This window comes from Isoptericola cucumis (genome assembly GCF_014635665.1).
Classification (GTDB): Bacteria; Actinomycetota; Actinomycetes; order Actinomycetales; family Cellulomonadaceae; genus Isoptericola; species Isoptericola cucumis.
Genome location: NZ_BMDG01000004.1, coordinates 121160 through 145589 on the forward strand (window position 1 = coordinate 121160; position 24430 = coordinate 145589).

The following is a 24430-nucleotide window of genomic DNA, read 5'->3' on the forward strand; positions in this document are numbered from 1 at the left end:
CCCGGCCTGCCGCACCCCGGGCGCCGGGGTACGGCAGACTGGACGGACGGTCGGTCGGTGACGAAGGAGGCCTCGCAGTGGCGCACAGCTCGAGCGAGAACGTCCCCGCCTGGCTGCGGACCTCCGCCGGGTGGTCGTGGCGCCTGATCGCGCTCACCGCCGCCGTCGCGCTGGTGTTCTGGGCGACCGCTCAGGTGCAGCTGGTCTTCGTCGCGGTCTTCCTCGGCCTGGTGTTCGCCTCCGTGCTCAGCCCGGTCGCCGACGTCTACAGCAAGGTGATGCCGCGCCCGCTCGCGACGGCTCTCGCGATCCTCAGCGCCTTCCTCGTGCTCGGGGGGATGCTCACGTATGTCGTGGCGTCGGTCGCGGGTCAGTGGGAGCAGCTCGCCGGGCAGTTCGACACGGGCCTGCAGCAGATCGTGGACTACCTGGAGAGCGGACCGTTCGGGCTGACGGTCACCCTCGACCAGATCAACGAGTGGATCGACCAGGGCCGTCGATGGGTCGGGGAGAACGCGGACGCCCTGGTGGGCCAGGCCGCACAGGGCGCCGGCTCGGTGGCCGAGGGCTTCGCCATCCTGGCGCTGTCGATCTTCTGCACCGTCTTCTTCGTGGCGTCCGGCGCGAAGATGTGGCACTGGTTCCTGGACCAGCTGCCCGAGCGCTACCGCGGCCGCTGGGACGTCGCGGCGGGCGCCGGCTGGTACAGCTTCTCCGGATACGCCCGGGGCACCGTGATCATCGCGTTCATCGACGGCGTGCTGTCGTTCGTGCTGCTGACGATCCTCGGCGTGCCGCTCGCCGCCCCCCTCGCCGTGCTCGTCTTCATCGGCGCCTTCATCCCGCTCATCGGCGCCCCGCTCGCGATGATCATCGCGGCCGTGGTCGCGCTCGCGGCGAACGGCATCGTGACGGCCCTCATCGTGACCGTCGGCATCGCGCTCATCGGGCAGCTCGAGGGACACGTGCTCCAGCCGTGGATCATGGGCCGCCAGGTGGCGCTGCACCCCGTGGTGATCGGTGTCGGCGTCACGACCGGCACGGTCCTCGCCGGGATCCTCGGGGCGATCATCGCCGTGCCGCTGATGGCGGTGGCCTGGACGGTCTTCTCCACCCTGCGCGGCGACCGGCCGCACCCCGAGCTCGAGGAGCTGACGGCACGACTGGGGCCGGGTGACTCCGCGCCGCCGGACGGCCCGGACGGGCCTGACGACCCCGACGGGGCGGGCCGCGACGCCGAGCAAAGAGCGTGATGCGCGCGGCCGGTCGTGCCACCATGCGCGGATGGAGCCGTTCGTCCTCGCCACCGACCGTGTCCGCCTGTCCGTCCCGACCGCGGCGGACGTCGAGCGCGTCGCGGAGGTCTGCGCCGATCCGGAGGTCGCACGGTGGACCACCGTGCCCTCCCCGTACACGCGCGGCGACGCCGAGGCCTTCGTCGAGCGCTTCGTGCCCGACGGGTGGCGGGACGAGACGGCCTTCACCTGGGCGGTGCGCGCCCCCGCCGCGAGCGACGGCCCGGTGCTGGGCATGGTCGGCATGACGCGCGAGGGCGCACCGGGGACCGACCTGTCGGGCGAGCTCGGGTACTGGTGCGCCCCGGACGCGCGCGGCCGCGGCCTGATCACCGAGGCGGCGCGGCTCGTCGTCGACTGGGCGGTCGACCCCGAAGGGCTGGGCCTGGCGGTGGTGCGGTGGCGGGCGAACGTGGGCAACTGGCCGTCGCGGCGCGTGGCGTGGAAGCTCGGCTTCCGGTACGAGGGCTCGCTGCGCCGCTTCGGCCAGCAGCGCGGCGTCCTCGTGGACTCGTGGGTGGGCTCCTACGTCCCGCACGACCCGCGGGTGCCGAACGAGCCGTGGCCGGTCGAGGCGCCGGCGGCCTGACGCCGGGACCGGATTTGCGGTTGCGGAGCGCCGGGGACGGATGGCATGGTCGTCGCCGTCCCCGCGGCCACCGCCGCGCGTGAGAGGGGACGGCCCCCGAGCAGAACGCGAGACGATGACGGACACCACGGCGACCGCCTGACCGCGCGCCCGCACCCCGGCTCCCGGCCCGGCACCTCGCCGAGGCCCGGAGCGGTGTCGGCGCACCCCGCCGTCACCCCTGGAGCCGTCCCGTGCCCGTCACCCCTCCCTCCGTCGTCCTGCGCGACCTCACCTTCTCCTGGCCCGACGGGGCCACCCCGATCGCCGGTGTGTCCGGCGCGTTCTCCCGCGGCCGCACCGGCCTGGTCGGCCTCAACGGTGCCGGCAAGTCCACGCTGCTGCGCCTCGTCGCCGGCCGGCTGCGCCCGACGGCGGGGTCGGTCGCCGTCTCCGGCGTCGCCGACTACCTGCCGCAGCGGCTCACCCTCGACACCCACGCCACCGTGGCCGACCTGCTCGGCGTGCGCGACGTCGTCGACGCCGTGCGCGCCATCACGGACGGCACCGCGCCCGCGGACCGGCTCGAGGAGCTCTTCGAGGTGGTCGGCGACGGCTGGGACGTCGAGGAGCGCGCCGTCGCGGCCCTGGCGGCCACCGGCCTGCCTGCGGCGGGCGATGTCCTCGACCGCCGGGTCGGCACCCTGTCCGGCGGCGAGGCGATGCTCGTCGCCGTCACGGGCGTCCGTCTGCGCGGGGCCGACGTGGCGCTGCTCGACGAGCCGACCAACAACCTCGACGGCGACGCCCGCGAGCGTCTGCACGAGATCGTGCGGACCTGGCGCGGCGCGCTCGTCGTCGTCTCGCACGACCGCGCCCTGCTGGAGCTCGTGGACGACACGGCCGAGCTGCGCACCGGGTCCCTGACGACGTTCGGCGGCACCTACGCGCAGTACGAGGAGCACCTGGCCACCCAGCAGGAGGCCGCGCGCGCCGCCCTGCGGGACGCCGAGCAGGTGCTGCGCCGCGAGAAGCGGGAGCGGATCAAGGCGGAGGAGCGCATCGCGCACTCCGAGCGCCGCGGCCGCAAGGACGTCGCGGAGCGCCGGTATGTCAAGGCGCAGATCAACGACCGGCGCAACTCGGCCGAGAAGTCCCAGGCCGCCCGGCGGGGCCAGGCCGCCGACAAGGAGGCCGAGGCCCGCGCGGCGGTCGAGGCGGCGGAGCGCTCCGTGCGCGACGACGACCGCATCGTCGTCGACCTGCCCGACCCCGACGTGCCCGCGGGCCGCCGCCTGGCCGTGCTGCGCGGCACGGACGGGCGCGAGGTCCTGCTCGCCGGGCCCGAGCGCGTGGCCCTCACCGGACCCAACGGCGTCGGCAAGACGACGCTGCTGGAGCACCTCGTGGCCGACGCGGGTCCCGGCCCGGGCACCGACGGCGCGCACGTCCCCGCCGCCGACGTCGGCGGGGCGACGGCGGGGGCGCTCACCGACCGCGTCGGCTACCTGCCGCAGCGGCTCGACGTGCTCGACGACGACGCGACCGTCCTCGACGCGGTGCGCGCCGGTGCGCCGCACGTGCCGCCCGGGGAGCTGCGGGGCCGCCTGGCGCGGTTCCTCGTCCGGGGGGACCAGGTGGACCGGCCGGTGCGCACGCTCTCCGGGGGCGAGCGGTTCCGGGTGAGCCTCGCGCGGCTGCTGCTCGCCGACCCGCCGGCGCAGCTGCTCGTGCTCGACGAGCCGACCAACAACCTGGACCTCGCGAGCACCGACCAGCTCGTGGGCGCGCTCGCGGCCTACCGCGGCGGGCTGCTCGTGGTGAGCCACGACGCGGCCTTCCTCGCCCGGATCGGGCTGGACGCGAGGGTGGAGCTGCGCAGGGACGGCACCCTGCACCACGAGCGCGAGACGTCGACCCTGCCGGGCTGACGGCGCCACCGGTCCCGCCGGGGGCCGGGCGGGTCGGTACGGTGGGCGCGTGACGTCCCAGCCGATCGCCTCCACCCCGCCCGTGCCCACCGCCGCCGACGAGGTCGTCGGCATCTGCCAGGACCTGCTGCGCATCGACACCTCGAACTACGCCACCGACGACGGGCCGGGGGAGCGGCTCGCCGCCGAGCACGTCGCCGGGCTCCTCACGGAGGTGGGGCTCGACGTCGAGATGTTCGAGCCGTTCCCGCGGCGGACGTCGGTCGTGACGCGGATCGCCGGCACCGACCCCAGCCGGCCGGCGCTGGTGCTGCACGGGCACACCGACGTGGTGCCCGCCGCGGCGGAGGACTGGTCCGTCGACCCGTTCGCCGGCGAGGAGATCGACGGCCTGCTGTGGGGCCGCGGCGCCGTCGACATGAAGGACATGGACGCGATGATCCTGTCGGTGGTGCGCCAGATGGTCCGCGAGGGCCGGCGGCCGGCCCGGGACGTGGTGGTCGCCTTCTTCGCGGACGAGGAGGCGGGCGGCGTCAAGGGCGCGCAGTGGGCGGTGCGGAACCGGCCGGAGCTCTTCGAGGGCGCGACGGAGGCGATCAGCGAGGTCGGGGGCTTCTCCGTCGAGGTCGGCGGACGTCGCGCCTACCTGCTGCAGACGGCGGAGAAGGGCCTGGCCTGGCTGCGGCTCGTCGCCGAGGGGCGGGCGGGACACGGGTCGCAGGTGAACCACGACAACGCGGTCACGGAGCTCGCGGCGGCCGTCGCGCGCATCGGGCAGCACCGCTGGCCGTACACGCTGACCCCGACCGTCGAGCGGCTGCTGCGCGGCGTCGCCGACCTCACGGGGCTGCCGCTCGACCTCGACCCGGGCGCCGGCGACCGGCCCGGGGTGGTCGACCGCGAGCAGGTGGACGCCCTGGTGGCGGCGCTGGGCCCGGCGGCGCGGTTCGTCGGGGCGACGGTGCGGCACACGTCCAACCCCACCCAGCTCGACGCCGGGTACAAGTCGAACGTCATCCCCGGGCGGGCGCAGGCCGCCGTGGACGTGCGCCTGGTCCCCGGCCACGAGGACGAGGGGATGGCGACGCTGCGCGAGCTCGCCGGCCCGCACGTGCGGGTGGAGCCGATCCACCAGGACGTGGCGCTCGAGGTCCCCTTCTCCGGCGACCTCGTGGACACGATGGTGGCCTCGCTCCTCGCCGAGGACCCGGGGGCCGCGGTCCTGCCGTACACGCTGTCCGGCGGCACGGACAACAAGTCGCTGTCCAAGCTGGGCATCACGGGGTACGGGTTCGCGCCGCTGCGCCTGCCCGCCGACCTCGACTTCTCGGGCATGTTCCACGGCGTCGACGAGCGGGTCCCGACCGACGCCCTGAAGTTCGGCACCCGCGTCCTGGACCGCCTGCTGCGCGGCTGCTGAGCAGCGGGCTACGGGTCTGAGGGGCCAGCGCGTCAGTCGCGGGCCAGGGACGCGAGCAGGCGGCGCGTGGCGTCCACGTACCCGCCGCCGAACAACACGGCGTGCACGGCCAGCGGGTACAGCTGGTGCAGCGCCGTCCGCTCCGGCCGGCCTGCCGCGAGCGGGCGCCCGGACTCGAGCGCGGCGGCCTCGTACGCCGCCACGAGCTCGTCGAGGTGCGGGGCGCCGAAGAGGGCCAGCATCGCCAGGTCGGCCTCGCGGTGCCCGCCGTGGGCCGCCGGGTCGATGAGCACCGCCTCCACCTCGCCCGTCCCGGGGACGCCGGACCCTGACGCGCCGGACCACAGGACGTTGCCGGACCACAGGTCCCCGTGCAGGCGCGCGGGCGCCTCGTCGGCCGCGGGACCGGCGAGCGCCGGCAGCCGCACGCACACCCGCTCCACGGTCGCCGCGTCGTGGGCCGTGAGGACCCCGCGCTCGCGTCCCTGCTCGACGACGGGGCGCAGGCGGGCGTCGGCGTAGAACGACGGCCAGTCGTCCCACGACCCGGCGGCCGTCGGCAGCGGGTCGTCGAGCGGGCCGAAGTAGCCACGGCACGGGTCGTCGGCGGTCGGGGGCAGCGCGCCGAACGCCGGGGCACCGGCGTCGTGCAGGACGGCGAGGCGCCGGCCGAGGTCGCGGGCCGCCGCGGGCGTCGGCGTCGTCGTGGCGACGTGCTCCAGGTCCAGGTGGTCGCCGGCGACCTCGACCACGCGCGCGACCCGCGGCCCGCCCGGCACCTCGAGCCAGCGCAGGCCGGCGGCCTCGAGGGCGAAGAACCCCTCGGGCGCGTCCGTGCGGGACTTGCGGAACACCTCGGTCATGGCGGCGGGCCTCGGCGGGGTCTGCGCGACCCCGCGGTCGTCGGTCGGGGGCCTCAGAAGGTGGCGGACACCTTGATGATCTTGCGCCGCAGCCACACCCGGCGCTCCCCGCCCACGTAGAGGCGGGTGCGGGCGAGCTCCCAGCGGCCGTACTCGGCCTCGTCGGTGAGCAGGCGGCGGGCGTCCGGGACGCTCGTCGCCCGGTCGATCGTCACCACCCGGTACTCGTACTGACCGTGCTTGCGCCATGCCGACCCAGAAGCCGACCCCGCGGCCGACCCTGCGGACCCGGATGCAGAACCCGAGCCGGCCCGCGTCGAGCGTGCCACCATCCCTCGTCCTCCCACCTGGTCGGTGTCCTCGTGTGCCCATTGTGCCTCCGAGGGCGCTACGGTCAGAGCATGACCGCAGACCCGCGTGCCGCGCTGGACCGCTTCGTCGCCGCGCTGGAGGCCCACTACCACGCGGTGTCGACCCGCCGCGGGGACGACGACCCGGCGGTGGACGACGCCTACGAGGTGCTCGCCGACGCCTACGAGGTCTACGAGGACTCGCTCGCCCAGGTGTACTCCGAGGTGACGCCGTTCTACCTCGACGACGGCGACGACGACTCGGACGACGACCGGGACGACGACCGGGACGACGACCGGGACGACGACCGGGACGACGACCGGGACGATGCGGACGAGCGGGACGGCGACGACGACCACGACGACGACGACCTCGAGGGCGCGCGCGGCGAGCTCGACCGGAGCCGCTGAGCGGCCCGTCCGGCAGGTCACCAGCGTTCGGGGTAGCCCACCTCGGGCGCGGACACGTCGTCGAGCGCCGCGTGCACCTCGGCGGGCAGGGCGAGGTCCACGGCCGCCAACGAGGTGCGCAGCTGGGCCGGGGTGCGCGCGCCCACCACGGCGCACGCGAGCGTGTCGCGCGCCAGCAGCCACGCCAGCGCCACCTCGAGGGGTGCGCGACCGAGCCCCTCGGCGGCGGTGGCGACCGCCTCCACGACCGCTGACGACACGTCGTCGAGATACGGGTCCACGAAGGCCGCGAGGTGCGGCGAGGCCGCGCGCGAGTCGGCGGGCAGGGACCGGCGGTACTTGCCCGTGAGCACCCCGCGGCCGAGCGGCGACCAGGCGAGCAGCCCCAGCCCGAGCGTGGACGCGGCAGGCACGACGTCGCGCTCGACGCCCCGCTGCAGCAGCGAGTACTCCAGCTCGAGACCGGTGAGCCCGACCCCGTCGCACGACGCACCCTGCAGCAGGGTCGCGGCCCGCGCGGCCGCCCAGGCGGGGTGGTTGGCGAGGCCCACGTAGCGTGCCCGCCCGGAGGTGACGGCCTGCCGCAGCGCGGAGACGGTCTCCTCGAGCGGTGTCGCCGGGTCGGGGCACGCCACGAGGTACAGGTCGACGTGGTCCGTGCCGAGCCGCTCGAGCGAGGAGTCGAGGTCGGCGAGCAGCCCGCCGCGGGACGCGTCGACCTGGGCCCCCGCGGGGCCGCCGCGCACCCCGCCCTTGGTGCACAGCACCAGCTCGTCGCGCCGCACCTTGCCCGCCAGCAACGAGCCGATCAGCCGTTCCGCGTCCCCGTCGCCGTAGGTGGCCGCCGTGTCCACGAACGAGCCGCCCGCGTCGACGAAGTCCCGCAGCTGCTCCGCGGCGTCGATCTCGTCGGTGTCACGCCCCCACGTCATGGTCCCCAGGCCCAGCTCGGACACCCGCAGACCCGACCGGCCCACCGCACGACGCTCCATGGCGGGACAGGCTACCGGCGCCCGGGACGTGCTGGGCGGGAAACGCGCCGCGGCCCGGTAGTGTGGCGGCCCGTGACTGCGTGGGAAGCCATCCTCCTGGGGCTCGTCCAGGGCCTGACCGAGTTCCTCCCGATCTCCTCGAGCGCCCACCTGCGCATCGTCGGGGAGCTGCTCGGCTCGTCCGACCCCGGGGCCGCGTTCACGGCGATCACCCAGATCGGCACCGAGGCGGCCGTGCTGCTGTACTACCGGCGCATGATCCGGGACATCTGCGTGGCCTGGTGGCGGTCGCTGACGGGTGTGCACGGCACCGACTGGAAGTCGCGCCTCGGCGCGCACGACCCGGAGGCCAGGATGGCCTGGTTCATCGCCCTGGGCTCCGTCCCGATCGTCGTGCTCGGCCTGCTGTTCCAGGACGCGATCGAGACGACCCTGCGCAACCTGTGGATCACCGTCTTCACCCTCGCCTTCTTCGGTCTCCTGCTCGGGCTGGCCGACAAGATCGGGCGCCGCACCCGCAAGCTCGACGAGCTCACCGGGTCGCGCGCCGTGGCGTTCGGGTTCGCGCAGTCCCTCGCCCTGATCCCCGGGGTCTCGCGCTCGGGCGGCACGATCACCGCCGGGCTGCTCATGGGGTTCACCCGCAAGGCCGCGGCGGACTACTCCTTCCTGCTCGCGGTCCCCGCGGTCCTGGGGTCGGGCTTCTACCAGCTCGCGAAGGCCGCCGGGTCGGAGCCGACGCCCGGCGCGCCGGGCGCGGTCGCGACGCTCATCGCGACGCTCGTCGCGTTCGTCGTCGGCTACGTCGTGATCATCGGGTTCCTCAAGCTCATCACCACGCACTCCTTCATGCCGTTCGTCTGGTACCGGCTCGGCCTCGCGGCGGTCGTCGTGGTGCTGCTCCTCACAGGGGTCCTGACGCCCAACGGTGGGATCGTCGTCTGACCACGTCGAGGGGCCGGTAGCCTGGGCGCGTGCGTTCCTGGCCCGCCCCGCAGATCCCCGAGCTCCCCCGTCCCACCGAGGGTCACGCCCCGGTCCGGGTGCACGACTCGACCACCGGTGCCCTCGTGGAGGCGGCACCGGGCGACACCGCGCGGTACTACGTGTGCGGCATCACCCCGTACGACTCGACCCACCTCGGTCATGCGAACACCTACGTGGCGTTCGACCTGCTGCACCGCGCGTGGCGCGACGCAGGCAAGGACGTGACGTTCGTCTCGAACGTCACCGACGTCGACGACCCGCTCCTCGAGCGCGCCACGGCCACCGGGGTCGACTGGCGCCGGCTCGCTGCCGAGCAGACCGACCTGTTCCGCGAGGACATGGCCGCGCTCGGGATGGTGCCGCCGCACACCTGGACCGGTGCCGTGGAGTCGGTCCCCGCCGTCGTGGGCGCGGTCGAGCAGCTGCTGGCGGACGGCGCCGCCTACCGCGTGCCCGTCGAGCCGGGCGCCGGGGGAGACGACCCCGGGCTGGGCGACGTCTACGCCGACCTGTCGGCCGACCCAGGCTTCGGCTCGGTGTCGCGGCTGGAGCCCGCGACGATGGCCGCGCTGTTCGCCGAGCGCGGCGGCGACCCGCAGCGCGAGGGCAAGAAGAACCCGCTCGACCCGCTGCTGTGGCGCCGGGAGCGGCCGGGCGAGCCGTCCTGGGACGGGTCGTCGCTCGGCACGGGGCGCCCGGGCTGGCACGTCGAGTGTGCCGTCATCGCCCGCGACGGCCTCGGGCTCCCGTTCGACCTGCAGGGCGGGGGATCGGACCTGCTGTTCCCGCACCACGAGATGTCGACGTCGCACGACCGGCTGCTCGGCGGCGGCGGGGCCCGGGTGCACGTGCACGCGGGCCTGGTCGGCTACCAGGGCGAGAAGATGAGCAAGTCGCGCGGCAACCTGGTCTTCGTCTCCGTGCTGCGCGACGCCGGCGTCGACCCGATGGCGATCCGCCTGGCGCTCCTCGCGCACCACTACCGCACCGAGTGGGAGTGGACCGACGCCGACCTCGAGGCCGGCGCCGCCCGCCTCGAGCGGTGGCGGGCCTCCGTCTCGGGCAACGGCGGGCCCGCGCCCGACGAGACGCTCGCCGCCGTGCGCGCGGCCCTGGCCGACGACCTTGACGCCCCCGCGGCGCTCGCGGCCGTCGACGCGTGGGCGGAACGTTCTCTCGACCCGGCACGTGACACGACCCACGACACCGAGGGCGCGCCCGGCGTGGTCGCGCGGACGATCGACGCCCTGCTCGGCGTCCGGCTGTGACGCGGTCTTAGCCGCGGTGGTGGCGGACGGGGCCTACCCCTTGTCGGTGCCCTTGTCCCCGCCCTTTTCTCCGCCCTTGTCGCCGCCGACGTCGCGGCGGCGCAGGTAGCGCTCAAACTCACGGGCGATGGCGTCGCCCGACGCCTCGGGCAGGTCGGCCGTGTCCTTGGCCTCCTCCAGCTGCTGGACGTACTCCGAGATCTCCGCGTCCTCGCTCGCGAGCTCGTCGACACCGTGCTGCCACGCCTCGGCATCCTCCGGCAGGTCGCCCAGCGGGACGGGCTCGGCCAGCAGCTCCTCCACGCGGGTGAGGATCGCGAGGGTTGCCTTGGGCGACGGCGGGTTGGCGACGTAGTGCGGGACGGCCGCCCAGAGCGACACCGACTGGAAGCCGCGCTCCGCGGCCGCGTGCTGCAGCACCCCGACGATCCCCGTCGGGCCCTCGTAGAGGCTGGGCTCGACGTCCAGGACCGCCTGCAGGCCCACGCTCTCGGTGGTCGCCGTCATCGGGATGGGACGCGTGTGCGGGACGTCCGCGAGGAGCGCGCCGAGGGTCACGACCGTCTGCACGCCGAGCTCCTCGGCGAGGTCGAGCAGCTCGGCGCAGTAGGAGCGCCACCGGAACGAGGGCTCGATCCCGTGCACCAGCACCACCGTGCGGTCCGGCAGCTCGGCCACCGAGACCGTCGTCGTCGGCCACGTGATCACGCGCTCGCCGTCCGGCCCCGACTCCATGACCGGCCGGTTCACCTGGAAGTCGTGGTAGAGCTCCGGGTCCAGCTCGCGCACCTGCGTCGCGCCCCAGATGCCGGCGAGGTGGGTGAGCGCCGAGGTCGCCGCGCTCCCGGCGTCGTTCCAGCCCTCGAACGCCGCCACCATCACGGTCTGTCGTGCGGCGTGGCGCCCGCCGGAGTCCGGCTCGATCGTCATTCGGCCAGCCTATACACGCCCCCGTCGAGCCGACGGCACGACGGCGCCGGGCGGCACACGGAGGTCCGTACGATGGACGGGTGCCTGCCGACCTGACGACCGACCCGACGACCGAGCTGCCGAGGGTGCCGACGACCCAGCCCCCGACCGCGCCGACGACCGCGCGCGCCGCCGCGCCGCGCGACGGCTCCGACCTCCGGCCCGCCGCCGTGCTGTGGGACATGGACGGCACGCTGGTCGACACCGAGCCGTACTGGATCGCGGCCGAGCAGGAGCTCGTCGCCGAGCACGGCGGCACCTGGACCCACGAGCAGGCGCTGCAGCTGGTCGGCAACGCGCTGACGGTGTCGGCGGGCATCCTGCGCGACCAGGCCGGCGTCGACATGGAGCCGGACGCGATCGTGGAGCGGCTGCTCGGACGCGTCGTGGAGCAGGTCCGGGTGCGGGTGCCGTGGCGCCCCGGCGCGGTGGAGCTGCTGAGCGAGCTCGTCGCGCAGGGGGTGCCGTGCGCCCTGGTCACGATGAGCTACGCGTCGCTCGCCCGCGAGGTCGTCGACCGCGCCCCTACGAACGCCTTCCGCACGGTGGTCACCGGCGACCAGGTGACCCGGGGCAAGCCCGACCCGGAGCCCTACCTGACGGCGGCCGCGCGGCTCGGCGTGGAGCCGGCCGCCTGCGTCGCGATCGAGGACTCGCCCACCGGCATCGCCTCGGCGCGCGCCGCCGGCGTCCCGACGCTCGGCGTCGAGGCCGTGGTCCCGGTGCCGCGCCAGGCCGGGCTGAGCCGGGCGACGTCGCTCGCGGACGTCGACCCGGCGACCCTCGGCCGGATCGCCACCGGCGAGGTGCTCGACCTCTGACCTTCCCTCACCGGCAGGGCCGGCAGGGCCGGGCCGGCCTCACGAGACCGGCGCGGCGTCGGGCTCGACACCGAGCCGGGCACGCAGCGCGCCCGCAGGGACGACGGGCGGCGTGCCCCCGAACGCGGGGCAGACGTCCTGGTGCGCGCACCACGAGCACAGGCGGCCGGGACGTGGTTGCCAGTCGCCGGTGCGGGCCGCGGTCTCGATCGCTGACCACAGGGCGGTCACCTTGGCCTGGGTGGCCTCGAGCTCGCGCTGCTCGGGCTCGGCCCGCAGCACCTGCCCGTCGCCCAGGTACACCAGCTGCAGCATCTTGGGCACCACGCCCCGCTCACGCCAGATGACGAGGCCGTAGAAGCGCATCTGGAACAGCGCCGACGCCTCGTACCCCCGCCGAGGGGACCGTCCCGTCTTGTAGTCGACGACGCGGATCGCCCCGTCGGGCGCGACGTCCAGGCGGTCGACGACGCCGCGCAGCAGCGGCCCGCCGTCGAGCTGGGTGGAGACCTTCAGCTCCCGCGCCTCGGGTTCGAGGCGGTTGGGGTCCTCCAGCGTGAAGTACGTGCCCAGGAGGCGCCCGGCGCCGTCCAGCCAGGAGTCGAGGCCGACGTCCGCGGCGTCGCCTCCGGCGGTGAAGAGCTGCGCGTACCGCGGTTCGGCCTCGACGAGCCGCTCCCACTCGGCCGGCAGCAGCTCGAGCGCCGCCTCCCGCGTGCGCTCGCCCAGCGGCGCGTCGTACAGCCGCTCGAGGACGGCGTGCACCAGCGTGCCGCGCGAGGCCGCCGACGACGGCGGCTCCGGCAGGCGGTCCACGACCCGGAACCGGAACAGCAACGGGCACCGCATGAAGTCGCTCGCCCGCGAGGGCGACAGGGCCGGGACCCGCGCGGGCTCCGGCGTGCCGTCCGCGTCGACAGGGGCGACGGCGGTGGGCTCGGCGGTGGGCTCGGCGGTCGTCGTCATGCGCGCCACCCTACGGTCGGCCGCCGACGGTCCTCGCCGGCGGTCCACAGCCCCGGCGAGCACCGCACCGACCGGCATGCTCGTCGGGCGGCGCGACCGGCGGCGTGACCGGCGGCAGGGCACCGCGCGGCGGATAGCCTGGGGCGGTGACCTCACGCTCCTCCGGCTGGGTGGTCGGCCGCATCGCCGGCGCGCCCGTCCTCGTGACACCGTCCTGGTTCCTCGGCGCGGTCGTGCTGACCGTGGTGTTCGCGCCCACCGTCAGCCGCTTCGCGCCCGGGATGGCGACCACGGGGGTGCTGGTGGTCGCGTTCGCGTTCGTGCTGCTGCTCTTCGCGTCGGTCTTCCTGCACGAGGTCGCGCACGCCCTCGTCGCCCGCGCCCGCGGGCACGAGGTGACCGAGCTCGCCGTCACGCTGTGGGGCGGGCACACGGCCTACACGGGGGCCGCTGCGCGCCCTCTGGACGGGGCGCTCGTCGCGGTGGTGGGGCCGCTGACCAACCTCGTGCTGGCCGTGGGGCTGTGGTTCGCCTTCGAGCTGCAGCCCGTGATGACCGTGCCCGCGATGCTCCTGTTCGCGGGGGCGTTCTCCAACGCGTTCGTGGGGATCTTCAACCTCCTGCCCGGGCTGCCGCTCGACGGCGGGCAGATCCTCGAGTCGATCGTGTGGGGGGCGACGGGGTCGCGCACGCGCGGCACGGTCGCCGCGGGCTGGGTGGGGCGGGTCGTCGCGGTCGGGGTGGTGGCCTGGGCCCTGCTGTGGCCGCTGCGGGAGGGGCTGTCCCCGTCGTGGGTCACCGTGATGTGGTCGGCCCTCATCGGCGCGTTCCTGTGGGCCGGCGCGGGCGACGCGATCAAGGGCGCCAGGCGCCGCGACGAGCTGGGCCGGCTCACCGTCCGCGCGCTCGCCGTGCCGGCGATGACGGTCCCCGTGACGACCGTCGTCGCGGGGGTGTCGGCGGCAGCCTCGGCCCGGCCGGGTGCCGTCGTGGTCGTCGTCGACGCGGCGGGGGAGCCGGTGGGCTGGGTCGACCCGGCCGCCGCGGCGAGCGTGCCGCCCGAGGCCGCGGCGACGACGCCCGTCGATGCCGTGGTCGTGCCGTTCCCGCCCGGCTCCGGCGTGGAGGCCGACCTCGGCGGCCCCGACCTGCTGTCCCGGCTCGCGCGCACGTCCGCCGGGTCGCGGGTCGTGCCGGTCCTCGACGAGGGCCGCGTCTGGGGCGTGCTCGACGTCGCCCGCGTGGCGGCCGCCGTGCGCCGGTAGACTCGCCCGTCGTGACTTCCGCCGACTCCGCCGACCTGACGCCGACCCCGACGCCGGACTCGACGCCGGACCCGACACCGCTCCCGACGTCGGACCCGGCGCCCGACGCGCCCGCCGGCGCCACCGGCGCCGAGCTGCGGCGCGGGCCGCTGCGGGTGGGCGACAAGGTGCAGCTGACGGACCCCAAGGGCCGCCTGCACACGATCACGCTCAAGCCCGGCGGGACGTTCCACACGCACAAGGGCTACTTCCGCCACGAGGACCTCATCGGCCACCCCGAGGGGTGGGTCGTGACGAACACGGCCGGGATCCAGTACCTCGCTCTGCGACCCCTGCTCAGCGACTACGTCCTGTCCATGCCCCGCGGTGCCGCCGTCGTGTACCCGAAGGACGCCGGGCAGATCGTGCAGATGGCGGACATCTTCCCCGGGGCGCGCGTGGTCGAGGCGGGCGTGGGCTCGGGCGCCCTGACGATGTCGCTCCTGCGCGCGGTGGGCGACGGCGGGCTGCTGCACTCCATCGAGCGGCGCGAGGACTTCGCCGCGGTCGCCCGCGGGAACGTCGAGGCGTTCTTCGGCGGCGACCACCCCGCCTGGCGCCTGTCCGTGGGCGACCTGGCCGACGTGCTGCCGACGGTCGCCGAGCCGGGCAGCGTCGACCGCGTGGTCCTCGACATGCTCGCCCCCTGGGAGAACATCGACGCCGTGGCCGGGGCGCTCGCGCCCGGCGGCGTGCTCATCTGTTACGTGGCGACCGCCACCCAGCTCTCGCGGACCGCTGAGGACCTGCGCGCCGACGGCCGGTTCGCCGAGCCGACGGCGTGGGAGTCGATGGTGCGCGGCTGGCACCTCGAGGGGCTCGCCGTGCGACCCCAGCACCGCATGATCGGGCACACCGGGTTCCTCGTCACGGCGCGCCGGCTCGCCGACGGGGTCGCGCCGCCCGAGCGGACCCGCCGCCCGGCCAAGGGCTCCTACCCCGGGCCCGAGCAGGAGTGGTCGGAGTCCGACCTGGGCGAGCGGCCCGTCTCGGACAAGAAGGTCCGTCGCGCCCGCCGCGACGTCGGCCAGGACGGGACCGACGCAGGGGCCTGACGGGGTCGCTGGCCCGGCGACGGAGGTCGCGGACAGGTCACCGTCGTGTGTCGAGGTGGTGAAAGACGACCGCTCCGTGAAATGAACCCCGCCGGTGTCGGCGTTCGTGTCTAGGGTGCTGTATCTCGGGGGCGCCTTCCCGCCCGGGGAGGCTGGCCACCCCGGCCGCACGAGAGGGGACGCGATGACCGACGACGCTGCTCGCCAGGAGTACCGCCCGGAGCCCACCACGACGCCTTCCGCACCGAGCCGGGACGCCCAGCTCGCGCTCCTCTCGGCGAAGAACGAGCGGCTCGCGGAGGCGCTGCGCGCCGCCCGCGACCAGATCGTCGAGCTGAAGCGCCAGATCGACGACCTCGCGAAGCCGCCGGGCACCTACGCGACCTTCCTCGGGGTGCACGACGACGGCACGGTCGACATCTCGTCGGCCGGGCGCAAGATGCACGTGCAGGCGAGCCCGGGGCTCGATGCGCACGACCTGCGCCCCGGCCAGGAGGTCAAGCTCAACGAGGCCATGACGGTCGTCTCCGCCGGCGGCTACGAGCGCACCGGCGAGCTGGTGACGGTCAAGGAGGTCCTCGACTCCGAGCGGGTGCTCGTCGTGGGCCGTGCCGACGAGGAGCGGGTCGTCCGGCTGGCCGGGTCCGTGTCGGGGACGTCGCTGCGGGTCGGCGACGCGCTGACCGTGGACGTGCGCAGCGGCTTCGTGTTCGAGGTCGTGCCCAAGTCCGAGGTCGAGGAGCTGGTGCTCGAGGAGGTCCCCGACATCGCGTACGAGGACATCGGCGGGCTGGGGCCGCAGATCGAGCAGATCCGCGACGCCGTCGAGCTGCCCTTCTCGCACCCGGACCTGTTCCGCGAGCACGGGCTGCGCCCGCCGAAGGGCGTGCTGCTGTACGGCCCGCCCGGTTGCGGCAAGACGCTGATCGCGAAGGCGGTGGCGAGCTCGCTGGCGGCCACGGTGGCGGCGGCCCGGGGCGGCGACCCGACGGCGAAGAGCTACTTCCTCAACGTCAAGGGCCCGGAGCTGCTCAACAAGTACGTGGGCGAGACCGAGCGGCACATCCGGCTGATCTTCGCCCGCGCCCGCGAGAAGGCGTCGCAGGGCATGCCCGTCGTCGTGTTCTTCGACGAGATGGAGTCGCTGTTCCGCACCCGCGGCACCGGCCTCTCGTCCGACGTCGAGACGACCATCGTGCCGCAGCTGCTGGCCGAGATCGACGGCGTCGAGCGCCTCGACAACGTCATCGTCATCGGCGCGTCGAACCGCGAGGACATGATCGACCCCGCGATCCTGCGCCCGGGCCGTCTCGACGTGAAGATCAAGATCGAGCGGCCGGACGCCGAGGGCGCCACGGAGATCTTCGGCAAGTACCTCACGCCCGACCTGCCCATCCACCCCGACGACCTCGCCGAGCACGGCCAGGACCGCTCCGCGGCGGTCGAGGCCATGATCCGCAGCGTCGTGGAGCGCATGTACGCCGAGGACGAGGAGAACCAGTTCCTCGAGGTGACCTACGCGTCGGGGGACAAGGAGACGCTGTACTTCAAGGACTTCAACTCCGGCGCGATGATCCAGAACGTCGTCGACCGGGCCAAGAAGACCGCGATCAAGGACTTCCTGTCCACGCAGCAGCGCGGGATCCGCGTCGAGCACCTGCTGAGCGCGTGCGTCGACGAGTTCAAGGAGAACGAGGACCTGCCCAACACGACCAACCCGGACGACTGGGCGCGCATCAGCGGCAAGAAGGGCGAGCGCATCGTCTTCATCCGCACGATCGTGCAGAAGAAGGGCGGGGACGGGGCGCCGCGCACCATCGACACGGTGACCAGCACGGGCCAGTACCTCTGATCCTGCAGACCGGCGGCGGTCTCGGGCCTACCGGCGTCCGGGGCCGCCGCCGGGCGACCTAGGGTGGTGACGTGAGCGTTCGTCGTGTGATGGGAATCGAGACCGAGTACGGCGTGCTGGCGCCGGGGCGGCCCCTGGCCAACCCCATGCTCATGAGCTCGCAGGTGGTGACGACGTACCGGGCCCTCGTCCCGCGCCCGGGGGCCCGGCCGCCGGCGCGGTGGGACTACGACGACGAGGACCCCCTGCAGGACGCCCGCGGCTTCCACCTGCAGCGGGCGTCGGCGCACCCGTCGCTCCTCACCGACGACCCCGCCCGCCCGGCGCCGTCGGGCCCGACGGCGGGCGGCGTGGCGGGCGAGGGCGCGGCCGTGCCGGCGTCGGCGTCGGTGGCCGCGGCGGCGACGGGCGGCCGGGGACGGCGCGGCGACGCGCGGACGGGCGAGCCGCAGGAGGTCGAGCGGCCCTCGGCGGAGGACTACGACGACCCGAGCGCGGCGAACTGCATCCTCACCAACGGCGCCCGGCTGTACGTCGACCACGCCCACCCGGAGTACTCCTCGCCGGAGGTGACGGGACCGCTGGACGGCGTGCTGTGGGACGTGGCGGGCGAGCGCGTGATGCTCGCGGCCGTGCGGTCGATGGCGCAGGTCCCGGGCGGCGAGGTCGTCCTGTACAAGAACAACGTCGACGGCAAGGGCGCCAGCTACGGCACGCACGAGAACTACCTCGTGGACCGGGGGCTGCCGTTCGGCACCCTGGTCGAGGTGCTCACGCCCTTCCTGGTGACGCGGCAGGTCTTCGCGGGCTCGGGTCGCGTGGGGATCGGGCCGACCGGCGCCGAGGCCGGGTACCAGCTCTCCCAGCGCGCGGACTACATCGAGGCCGAGGTCGGGCTCGAGACGACGCTGCGTCGCCCGATCGTCAACACCCGCGACGAGCCGCACGCCGACCGCGCGCGCTGGCGGCGGCTGCACCTCATCATGGGCGACGCCAACCTGTTCGAGGTCGCCACGTATCTCAAGCTCGGCACGACGTCGCTGGTGCTCTGGGTGGCGGAGCACCTGGACGAGCTGGCGGCGGCGGGGGTGCCGGCGCGCGAGGAGATCGCGGCGCTGCGCCTGGCCGACCCGGTGGCCGACGTGCAGCGGGTCTCGCGCGACCTCGACCTCACCGCGACGCTGGAGCTGGCGGACGGGCGGCGGCTCACGGCCCTGGAGGTCCAGCAGGCCTACGTCGACCTGGTGGAGCGGTCCCTGGCGGCGCTGGGAGGGGCCGCGGGCGGCGGGCCCGACGCCGAGACCGCCGCGGTCGTCGAGCGGTGGCGCTCGGTGGTGCACCGGCTCGCGACCGACCCGGCGTCCTGCCTGCGCGAGGTGGAGTGGGTCGCCAAGCGTCGCGTCCTGGAGGGGCTGCGGTCGCGCGACGGCCTGGACTGGGACCACCCGCGGCTGCGGGCGCTGGACCTGCAGTGGTCGGACGTGCGCCCCGAGCGGGGCATCTACCACCGCCTGGTCGCGTCGGGCGCGGTGGAGCGGCTGGTGGACGACGAGAGCGTCGCCGACGCGGTGCACCACCCGCCGACGGACACCCGCGCGTGGTTCCGCGGGGAGGTGATGGCCCGCTATCCGGACGAGGTGTCGGCCGCGAGCTGGGACTCCGTCATCTTCGACGTCGACGGCGCGCCCGCGCTGCAGCGCGTGCCCATGCTCGACCCGACGCGCGGGACGCGACGCCACATCGGGTCGCTGCTGGACGCGAGCGCCGACGCCGCGGCCCTGCTCAAGGGTCTGCGGGGCGAGGGATGAGACGCGTCGCCGGGGCAGGCGTTCAGCCGTGGGCGCACACGGCCCCACGCGACGGCTCAGATGGCGCACGATGTCGTCACCAGCGCATAGGCTCTTGAGCGCGAGACCCCTCGGAGGCTCCCCCGGAGGCTCCGCAGCAGAAGAAGGAGGCGGACCATGGCCGGTCAGGAACGGATCAACCCGCAGCACGAGGACCGCACGCCCGACGACGACGCGGACGTCCCGGCTCCCGCCGCGCCGCAGGCCGCCGAGCGGGACGCGGAGGTCGACGCGTTCCTCGAGGAGATCGACGAGGTCCTCGAGACCAACGCGGAGTCGTTCGTCCGGGGCTTCGTCCAGAAGGGCGGTCAGTGAGGCTTCATGACGCACCCCGCTGACACCTCGGGCCGGCTCCCGGACGCGTTCCTGCGGCCCGGGTCGTCGTCCTTCGTGGACTTCCTCGCCGAGCACTCGCCCGACCTCCTGCCCGGCCGGCGGCCGGCGGCCGGGGGCGCGGCGGGCGGCCCCGACGGCCTCTCGCCGCACGCCACGACCATCGTCGCGCTCACCTTCGGCAGCGACGACCCCGAGGGTGCCGGGGGGCGCGGCGTCGTCATGGCGGGCGACCGCCGCGCGACCATGGGCAACATGATCGCCAGCCGCGAGATGGAGAAGGTCTTCGCGGCCGACGCCTACTCGGTGGTGGGCATCGCGGGCTCGGCGGGCGTCGCGGTCGAGCTCGTGCGCCTGTTCCAGCTCGAGCTCGAGCACTACGAGAAGATCGAGGGCTCGCTGCTGTCCCTGGACGGCAAGGCGAACCGGCTGGCGACGATGATCCGCGGCAACCTGCCCCTGGCGATGCAGGGGCTGGCGGTCGTGCCGCTGTTCGCCGGGTACGACCTGGACCGCGGCACCGGCCGCCTGTTCAGCTACGACGTCACCGGCGGTCGCTACGAGGAGCACGACCACCACACGGTCGGGTCGGGCTCCGTCTTCGCGCGCGGGGCGATGAAGAAGCTGTGGCGCCCGGGCATGGGCGCCGACGAGGCGGTGGCTGTCGCCGTGGAGGCCCTCTATGACGCCGCCGACGACGACAGCGCCACGGGCGGCCCGGACACGGTGCGTCAGCTGTGGCCGGTCGTGACGACCGTGACGTCGGAGGGCGTGCGGCACGTGTCCGACGACGAGCTGGCCTCGGTCGCCGAACGGATCATCACGGAACGGCGCGCCGCGCACGTGGCCGCCCACGGGAACCGCCCGGCGGGCCGGCGCGACCCCTCGGTCGCGCCGGAGGCAGGCGGGCGACCTGGTGGGCAGGCCGGTGAGCAGCCCGGCGAGCAGCCCGGCGAGCAGGGAGGTGCGCGCGCATGACGATGCCGTTCTACGTCTCGCCCGAGCAGCTGATGAAGGACCGGGCGGACTTCGCGCGCAAGGGCATCGCCCGCGGCCGGTCGGTGGTGGTGCTCGCCTACGACGGCGGGATCCTCTTCGCCACGGAGAATCCCTCGCGCGCGCTGCACAAGATCTCCGAGATCTACGACCGCATCGCGTTCGCGGCCGTGGGGAAGTACAACGAGTTCGAGAACCTCCGGGTCGCGGGCGTGCGCTACGCGGACCTGCGCGGCTACTCCTACGACCGGACCGACGTCACGGCGCGCGGGCTGGCCAACGCCTACGCGCAGACGCTGGGCACCGTGTTCACCACCGAGTCCAAGCCGCTCGAGGTCGAGCTGGTCGTGGCGGAGGTGGGGGACACCCCGGCCGCCGACCAGGTGTACCGCCTGTCGTACGACGGATCGGTGGCCGACGAGCGCGGCTACGTCGTGATGGGCGGCCAGGCGGAGCAGCTGGGCGCGCGGCTCGGCGACGACTGGCACGAGGGGATGACGCTGGCCGACGTGCTGCGGCTCGCGGTGCGCACCCTGGGGGCCGTGGGCACGGACGGGACGCTGGCCACGGCGGGCTCCGAGCGCGAGATCGCGCCGGCCGGGCTCGAGGTCGCCGTCCTGGAACGGGACCGCCCGAGGCGCGCGTTCCGCCGGTTGACCGGTGCGGGTCTCGCCGGGCTGCTCGAGCAGCCCGGCGACTGAGGCGGGGCCGAGGCGAAGGAGGACGGACGTGGACCGCAGGATCTTCGGTCTGGAGACCGAGTACGGCGTCACGTGCGCGGCGGACGACGGGCGCGGGCTGTCCGCGGACGAGGTCGCGCGCTACCTCTTCCGCAAGGTGGTGGCGTGGGGACGGTCGTCGAACGTCTTCCTGCGCAACGGCTCGAGGCTGTACCTCGACGTCGGCTCCCACCCGGAGTACGCGACGGCCGAGTGCGACGACGTGCACCAGCTCGTGGCGTACGACCGCGGGGGCGAGCGCATCCTCGAAGGGCTCGTCGCCGACGCCCAGGAGCGCCTCGAGCACGAGGGCCTCGCGGGCAAGGTGCACCTGTTCAAGAACAACACCGACTCGGCCGGCAACTCCTACGGGTGCCACGAGAACTACCTCGTGCGGCGGCAGGGCGACTTCTCCCGCCTGTCCGAGGTCCTCGTGCCGTTCCTCATCACGCGCCAGGTGCTCACCGGCGCCGGCAAGGTGCTCGCGACCCCCCGCGGCGCGGTCTACTGCCTGTCGCAGCGTGCGGACCACATCTGGGAGGCCGTCTCGAGCGCCACGACGCGGTCGCGCCCCATCATCAACACGCGTGACGAGCCGCACGCCGACGCCGAGAGCTACCGCCGCCTGCACGTCATCGTGGGGGACTCGTCGATGGCCGAGCCGACGACGATGCTCAAGGTCGGGGCGACCGACCTGGTGCTGCGCCTCGTCGAGGCCGGCGTCCCGATGCGCGACCTGACGCTCGAGAACCCCATCCGGGCGATCCGGGAGATCAGCCACGACTCGTCGGGGCTGCACCCCGTCCAGCTGGCGAACGGCCGGACGGCGACGGCCGTGGACATCCAGTGGGAGTACTTCAACCGCGTGCGCGAGCACGTGGACGCGCACGTCGAGGTGACGCCGGTCGTCAAGCAGGTGCTCGACCTGTGGGAGCGCGGCCTGCGGGCCGTCGAGTCGGGCGACCTGTCGCTGGTCGACCGGGAGCTCGACTGGGTGATCAAGCTGCGGCTCATCGAGCGGTACCGGGCGAAGCACGGCCTGGAGCTCGACGACCCCCGTATCGCCCGCCTCGACCTCGCCTACCACGACATCTCCCGCACGGAGGGCCTGTACAACCTGCTCGCGGCGCGGGGCATGGTGGAGCGGGTGGTCACCGACCTCGAGGTCTTCGAGTCGACGGCCGTGCCCCCGCCGACCACGCGGGCCAAGCTGCGCGGCGACTTCGTGCGCGCCGCCCAGGAGGCGCGGCGCGACTACACGGTGGACTGGGTGCACCTGAAGCTGAACGACCAGGCGCAGCGGACCGTGCTGTGCAAGGACCCGTTCCGCAGCGTCGACGAGCGGGTGGACCGGCTGATCGAGTCGATGTAGGGGGACGCGACCCGCTCTGTGGGCGCGGTCCGGGTGGACGGAGATCTCTCTCGTCGCTGGGGCGTGGCAGGATGGCGCGGTGCCTCGCCGACTGACGCTCCTGCTCGTCCTGCTCCTCGGCGGCACCCTCGTCCTCGGGGCGTGCAGCTCGTCCGTGCTCGACGAGATGGGGGCCGCCGAGTCGCCGTCGCAGGCACCCGTCCAGGTCACCGGCGCGGTGGGCGAGCCGCCCGCGCTCGACTACGGCACGCCGTACGAGGTGACGCGGCCGGGTGCCCGGTCGATCTGGCCCGGCACCGGGGAGCCCGTCGTCGACGGGGAGCCCGTGCTGCTGAACATGTACGCGGAGGACGGCCGGGACGGCAGCGTCATCTCGAGCACCTTCATCGACGCGCCGGCCTGGTACACGATGTCGCCCGAGTCCCTCGGCACCAACCTGTACGACACCCTGCGGGGCGAGCGCGTGGGCGCACGGCTCCTGCTGGTCGAGGAGGACGACGGCGTGCCCGTGGTGCTCGTGATCGACGTGCTGCCCACCCGGGCGTCGGGCTCCGAGGTGCCGCCGGTCGACGGGCTGCCGAAGGTCGAGCGCAGCGACGACGGCACGCCGTCCGTGACGGTCCCCTCCGACGCCGCGCCGCCCGAGGACCTCGTCGTCCAGCCGCTCGTGCGCGGCAGCGGGCCGCAGGTGCAGGTCGGGCAGGTCGTCACGATGCGGTTCACCGCGGTGCGCTGGAGCAACGGGAAGGTCTTCGACACGACGTGGTCCGCGGGCACCCGGCCGCAGTCCGCCACGGTCGGCATCGGACAGCTCATCGACGGCCTGGACCAGGGGCTGCTGGAGCAGACGGTGGGCTCGCAGCTCATGCTCGTGGTGCCGCCGAGCCTCGGCTACGGTGGCACCAGCAGCGACCTGGCCGACCAGACGCTCGTCTACGTCGTCGACATCCTGGACGCTCATTACCAGGTGACCGACGAGGAGGCCGTCGGCGGCAAGGACGAGGGTGACGGCGGCAGGGGCAAGGACGGCGGCGAGCGCGCCGACGACGCCCCGTCCGACCGGGCCGACGACGCCGGCTGACGCGTTCCGACCCGTCAGGTACCGGGTCCGAGCGCCCGCCCGCCTCCGCACCGGTCGTCGAACCGACCTCCGTATCCGCACCGACCTCGAACCGACCCCGAACCGGCCGCCGGGACGACCGCCCGGCCTGCCCCGACCTGAAGGAAGCGTGAGCACATGCCCGTGGCCGTCCGCGTGATCCCGTGTCTCGACGTCGACGCGGGCCGCGTCGTCAAGGGGGTCAACTTCACCGACCTGCGCGACGCCGGCGACCCGGTGGAGCTCTCGGCCCGCTACGACGCGGAGGGCGCCGACGAGGTGACGTTCCTCGACGTCTCGGCCTCCTCCAGCGGCCGCGAGACGATGATGGACGTCGTGCGGCGCACCGCCGAGCAGGTCTTCGTGCCGCTCACCGTCGGGGGCGGCGTCCGCTCCACCGACGACGTGGACCGCCTGCTGCGGGCCGGCGCGGACAAGGTGGGGGTGAACACGGCGGCGATCGCGCGGCCGGAGCTCATCGCGGAGATCGCCGCCCGCTTCGGCCGGCAGGTGCTCACCCTGTCGGTGGACGCCCGCCGCACCACGGGCGACACGGTGACCGCGTCGGGTTTCGAGGTCACGACCCACGGCGGCCGACGGGGCACCGGCATCGACGCGGTCCAGTGGGCCGAGCGGGCCGCCGGGCTCGGCGCCGGGGAGATCCTCCTCAACTCGATGGACGCCGACGGCACCACGTCGGGGTTCGACCTCGAGATGCTGGTCGCGGTGCGCGAGCGCGTCTCCGTGCCGCTGGTCGCGTCGGGCGGCGCGGGCACGCCGGAGCACTTCGTCGCCGCGGCCGAGGCGGGGGCGGACGCCGTGCTCGCGGCGAGCGTCTTCCACTTCGGCACCCTCACGGTCGGGCAGGTCAAGGACGCGCTGCACGCCGCGGGCATCGAGGTACGGAGATGACCGGTCGTCGGCCCGACGGCGGCCGCACGGCGACAGGCCGCGTGCCGGCCGGGTGCATGACGTCCGGGTGCACGACGTCCGGGTGCATGACCTCCGGCGA

23 protein-coding genes are annotated in these 24430 nt (G+C 74.5%); 18 read left to right on the forward strand and 5 right to left on the reverse strand.

The annotated features are described in order from the left end of the window. Positions 1–77 precede the first annotated feature (77 nt). From IEW03_RS06825 to IEW03_RS06840, 4 genes are all read left to right on the forward strand, one after another. Positions 78–1253: an AI-2E family transporter gene (locus IEW03_RS06825; protein ID WP_229737707.1), complete on the forward strand. Its 1176-nt coding sequence runs from the start codon at positions 78–80 to the stop codon at positions 1251–1253. Between the two features lie 31 nt (positions 1254–1284). Beyond that, positions 1285–1884 carry a GNAT family N-acetyltransferase gene (locus tag IEW03_RS06830; RefSeq protein WP_188522911.1) on the forward strand — a complete coding sequence of 200 codons (600 nt, stop codon included), beginning with the start codon at positions 1285–1287 and terminating at the stop codon, positions 1882–1884. Positions 1885–2117: 233 nt separating this feature from the next. Beyond that, a complete protein-coding gene (locus IEW03_RS06835; RefSeq protein ID WP_188522912.1) occupies positions 2118–3794 on the forward strand; it encodes an ABC-F family ATP-binding cassette domain-containing protein in 1677 nt (558 codons plus the stop codon). 49 nt (positions 3795–3843) lie between these two features. Next, complete coding sequence (locus tag IEW03_RS06840; RefSeq protein WP_188522913.1) at positions 3844–5214, forward strand: M20/M25/M40 family metallo-hydrolase; 1371 nt, start codon at positions 3844–3846, stop codon at positions 5212–5214. Between the two features lie 32 nt (positions 5215–5246). On the opposite strand, the gene IEW03_RS06845 is transcribed toward IEW03_RS06840, so the two are convergent. Both IEW03_RS06845 and IEW03_RS20555 read right to left on the reverse strand, forming a co-directional pair. Next, positions 5247–6077 (reverse strand): fructosamine kinase family protein, encoded by an 831-nt coding sequence (locus tag IEW03_RS06845; protein ID WP_188522914.1) that lies wholly within the window; start codon positions 6075–6077, stop codon positions 5247–5249. A gap of 53 nt (positions 6078–6130) precedes the next feature. Further along, positions 6131–6409 carry a DUF5703 family protein gene (locus IEW03_RS20555; RefSeq protein ID WP_371870600.1) on the reverse strand — a complete coding sequence of 93 codons (279 nt, stop codon included), beginning with the start codon at positions 6407–6409 and terminating at the stop codon, positions 6131–6133. 69 nt (positions 6410–6478) lie between these two features. Between IEW03_RS20555 and IEW03_RS06855 the strand changes: the two genes are divergently transcribed. Beyond that, positions 6479–6838 carry a primosomal protein gene (locus tag IEW03_RS06855; RefSeq protein WP_188522916.1) on the forward strand — a complete coding sequence of 120 codons (360 nt, stop codon included), beginning with the start codon at positions 6479–6481 and terminating at the stop codon, positions 6836–6838. Positions 6839–6855: 17 nt separating this feature from the next. Here the strand turns inward: IEW03_RS06855 and IEW03_RS06860 are convergent, their stop codons facing one another. Further along, positions 6856–7830: an aldo/keto reductase gene (locus IEW03_RS06860; protein WP_188522917.1), complete on the reverse strand. Its 975-nt coding sequence runs from the start codon at positions 7828–7830 to the stop codon at positions 6856–6858. 72 nt (positions 7831–7902) lie between these two features. Here IEW03_RS06860 and IEW03_RS06865 point away from each other — a divergent pair, with 72 nt between their 5' ends. After that, positions 7903–8775 (forward strand): undecaprenyl-diphosphate phosphatase, encoded by an 873-nt coding sequence (locus tag IEW03_RS06865; protein ID WP_188522918.1) that lies wholly within the window; start codon positions 7903–7905, stop codon positions 8773–8775. 29 nt (positions 8776–8804) lie between these two features. Next, entirely contained in the window at positions 8805–10085 is a 1281-nt protein-coding gene (gene mshC, locus IEW03_RS06870) for a cysteine--1-D-myo-inosityl 2-amino-2-deoxy-alpha-D-glucopyranoside ligase (protein ID WP_188522919.1), read from the forward strand. A 33-nt stretch (positions 10086–10118) separates the two neighbouring features. On the opposite strand, the gene IEW03_RS06875 is transcribed toward mshC, so the two are convergent. Continuing rightward, positions 10119–11015 carry a PAC2 family protein gene (locus tag IEW03_RS06875; RefSeq protein ID WP_188522920.1) on the reverse strand — a complete coding sequence of 299 codons (897 nt, stop codon included), beginning with the start codon at positions 11013–11015 and terminating at the stop codon, positions 10119–10121. 80 nt (positions 11016–11095) lie between these two features. Here IEW03_RS06875 and IEW03_RS06880 point away from each other — a divergent pair, with 80 nt between their 5' ends. Then, positions 11096–11875 carry an HAD family hydrolase gene (locus tag IEW03_RS06880; RefSeq protein WP_371870601.1) on the forward strand — a complete coding sequence of 260 codons (780 nt, stop codon included), beginning with the start codon at positions 11096–11098 and terminating at the stop codon, positions 11873–11875. A 39-nt stretch (positions 11876–11914) separates the two neighbouring features. Here the strand turns inward: IEW03_RS06880 and IEW03_RS06885 are convergent, their stop codons facing one another. After that, entirely contained in the window at positions 11915–12841 is a 927-nt protein-coding gene (locus IEW03_RS06885; RefSeq protein ID WP_188522921.1) for a RecB family exonuclease, read from the reverse strand. Positions 12842–12987: 146 nt separating this feature from the next. On the opposite strand from IEW03_RS06885, the gene IEW03_RS06890 reads away from it, so the two are divergent. From IEW03_RS06890 to hisF, 10 genes are all read left to right on the forward strand, one after another. Further along, positions 12988–14106, forward strand: coding sequence for a site-2 protease family protein (locus IEW03_RS06890; protein ID WP_188522922.1), 1119 nt, complete (start codon positions 12988–12990; stop codon positions 14104–14106). 155 nt (positions 14107–14261) lie between these two features. After that, on the forward strand, positions 14262–15200 hold the full coding sequence (locus IEW03_RS06895) for a tRNA (adenine-N1)-methyltransferase (RefSeq protein ID WP_371870607.1): 939 nt from the start codon (positions 14262–14264) through the stop codon (positions 15198–15200). Between the two features lie 184 nt (positions 15201–15384). Then, positions 15385–17052 carry a proteasome ATPase gene (gene arc / locus IEW03_RS06900; protein WP_188522923.1) on the forward strand — a complete coding sequence of 556 codons (1668 nt, stop codon included), beginning with the start codon at positions 15385–15387 and terminating at the stop codon, positions 17050–17052. Between the two features lie 89 nt (positions 17053–17141). Then, the gene (gene dop, locus IEW03_RS06905; RefSeq protein WP_188523160.1) at positions 17142–18860 is read left to right on the forward strand and encodes a depupylase/deamidase Dop; all 1719 of its coding nucleotides are present in this window, start codon (positions 17142–17144) and stop codon (positions 18858–18860) included. Positions 18861–19016: 156 nt separating this feature from the next. Beyond that, positions 19017–19214: a ubiquitin-like protein Pup gene (locus tag IEW03_RS06910; RefSeq protein WP_188522924.1), complete on the forward strand. Its 198-nt coding sequence runs from the start codon at positions 19017–19019 to the stop codon at positions 19212–19214. 6 nt (positions 19215–19220) lie between these two features. Continuing rightward, positions 19221–20210, forward strand: coding sequence for a proteasome subunit beta (gene prcB, locus IEW03_RS06915; RefSeq protein ID WP_188522925.1), 990 nt, complete (start codon positions 19221–19223; stop codon positions 20208–20210). Next, positions 20207–20929: a proteasome subunit alpha gene (prcA, locus tag IEW03_RS06920; protein ID WP_188522926.1), complete on the forward strand. Its 723-nt coding sequence runs from the start codon at positions 20207–20209 to the stop codon at positions 20927–20929. The genes prcB and prcA overlap by 4 nt, the downstream gene beginning before the upstream one ends. A 28-nt stretch (positions 20930–20957) precedes the next feature. Further along, positions 20958–22319: a Pup--protein ligase gene (gene pafA, locus IEW03_RS06925; protein ID WP_188522927.1), complete on the forward strand. Its 1362-nt coding sequence runs from the start codon at positions 20958–20960 to the stop codon at positions 22317–22319. 79 nt (positions 22320–22398) lie between these two features. After that, complete coding sequence (locus IEW03_RS06930; protein ID WP_229737709.1) at positions 22399–23400, forward strand: FKBP-type peptidyl-prolyl cis-trans isomerase; 1002 nt, start codon at positions 22399–22401, stop codon at positions 23398–23400. Positions 23401–23556: 156 nt separating this feature from the next. Beyond that, entirely contained in the window at positions 23557–24330 is a 774-nt protein-coding gene (gene hisF / locus IEW03_RS06935) for an imidazole glycerol phosphate synthase subunit HisF (protein ID WP_188522928.1), read from the forward strand. Positions 24331–24430: the final 100 nt, after the last annotated feature.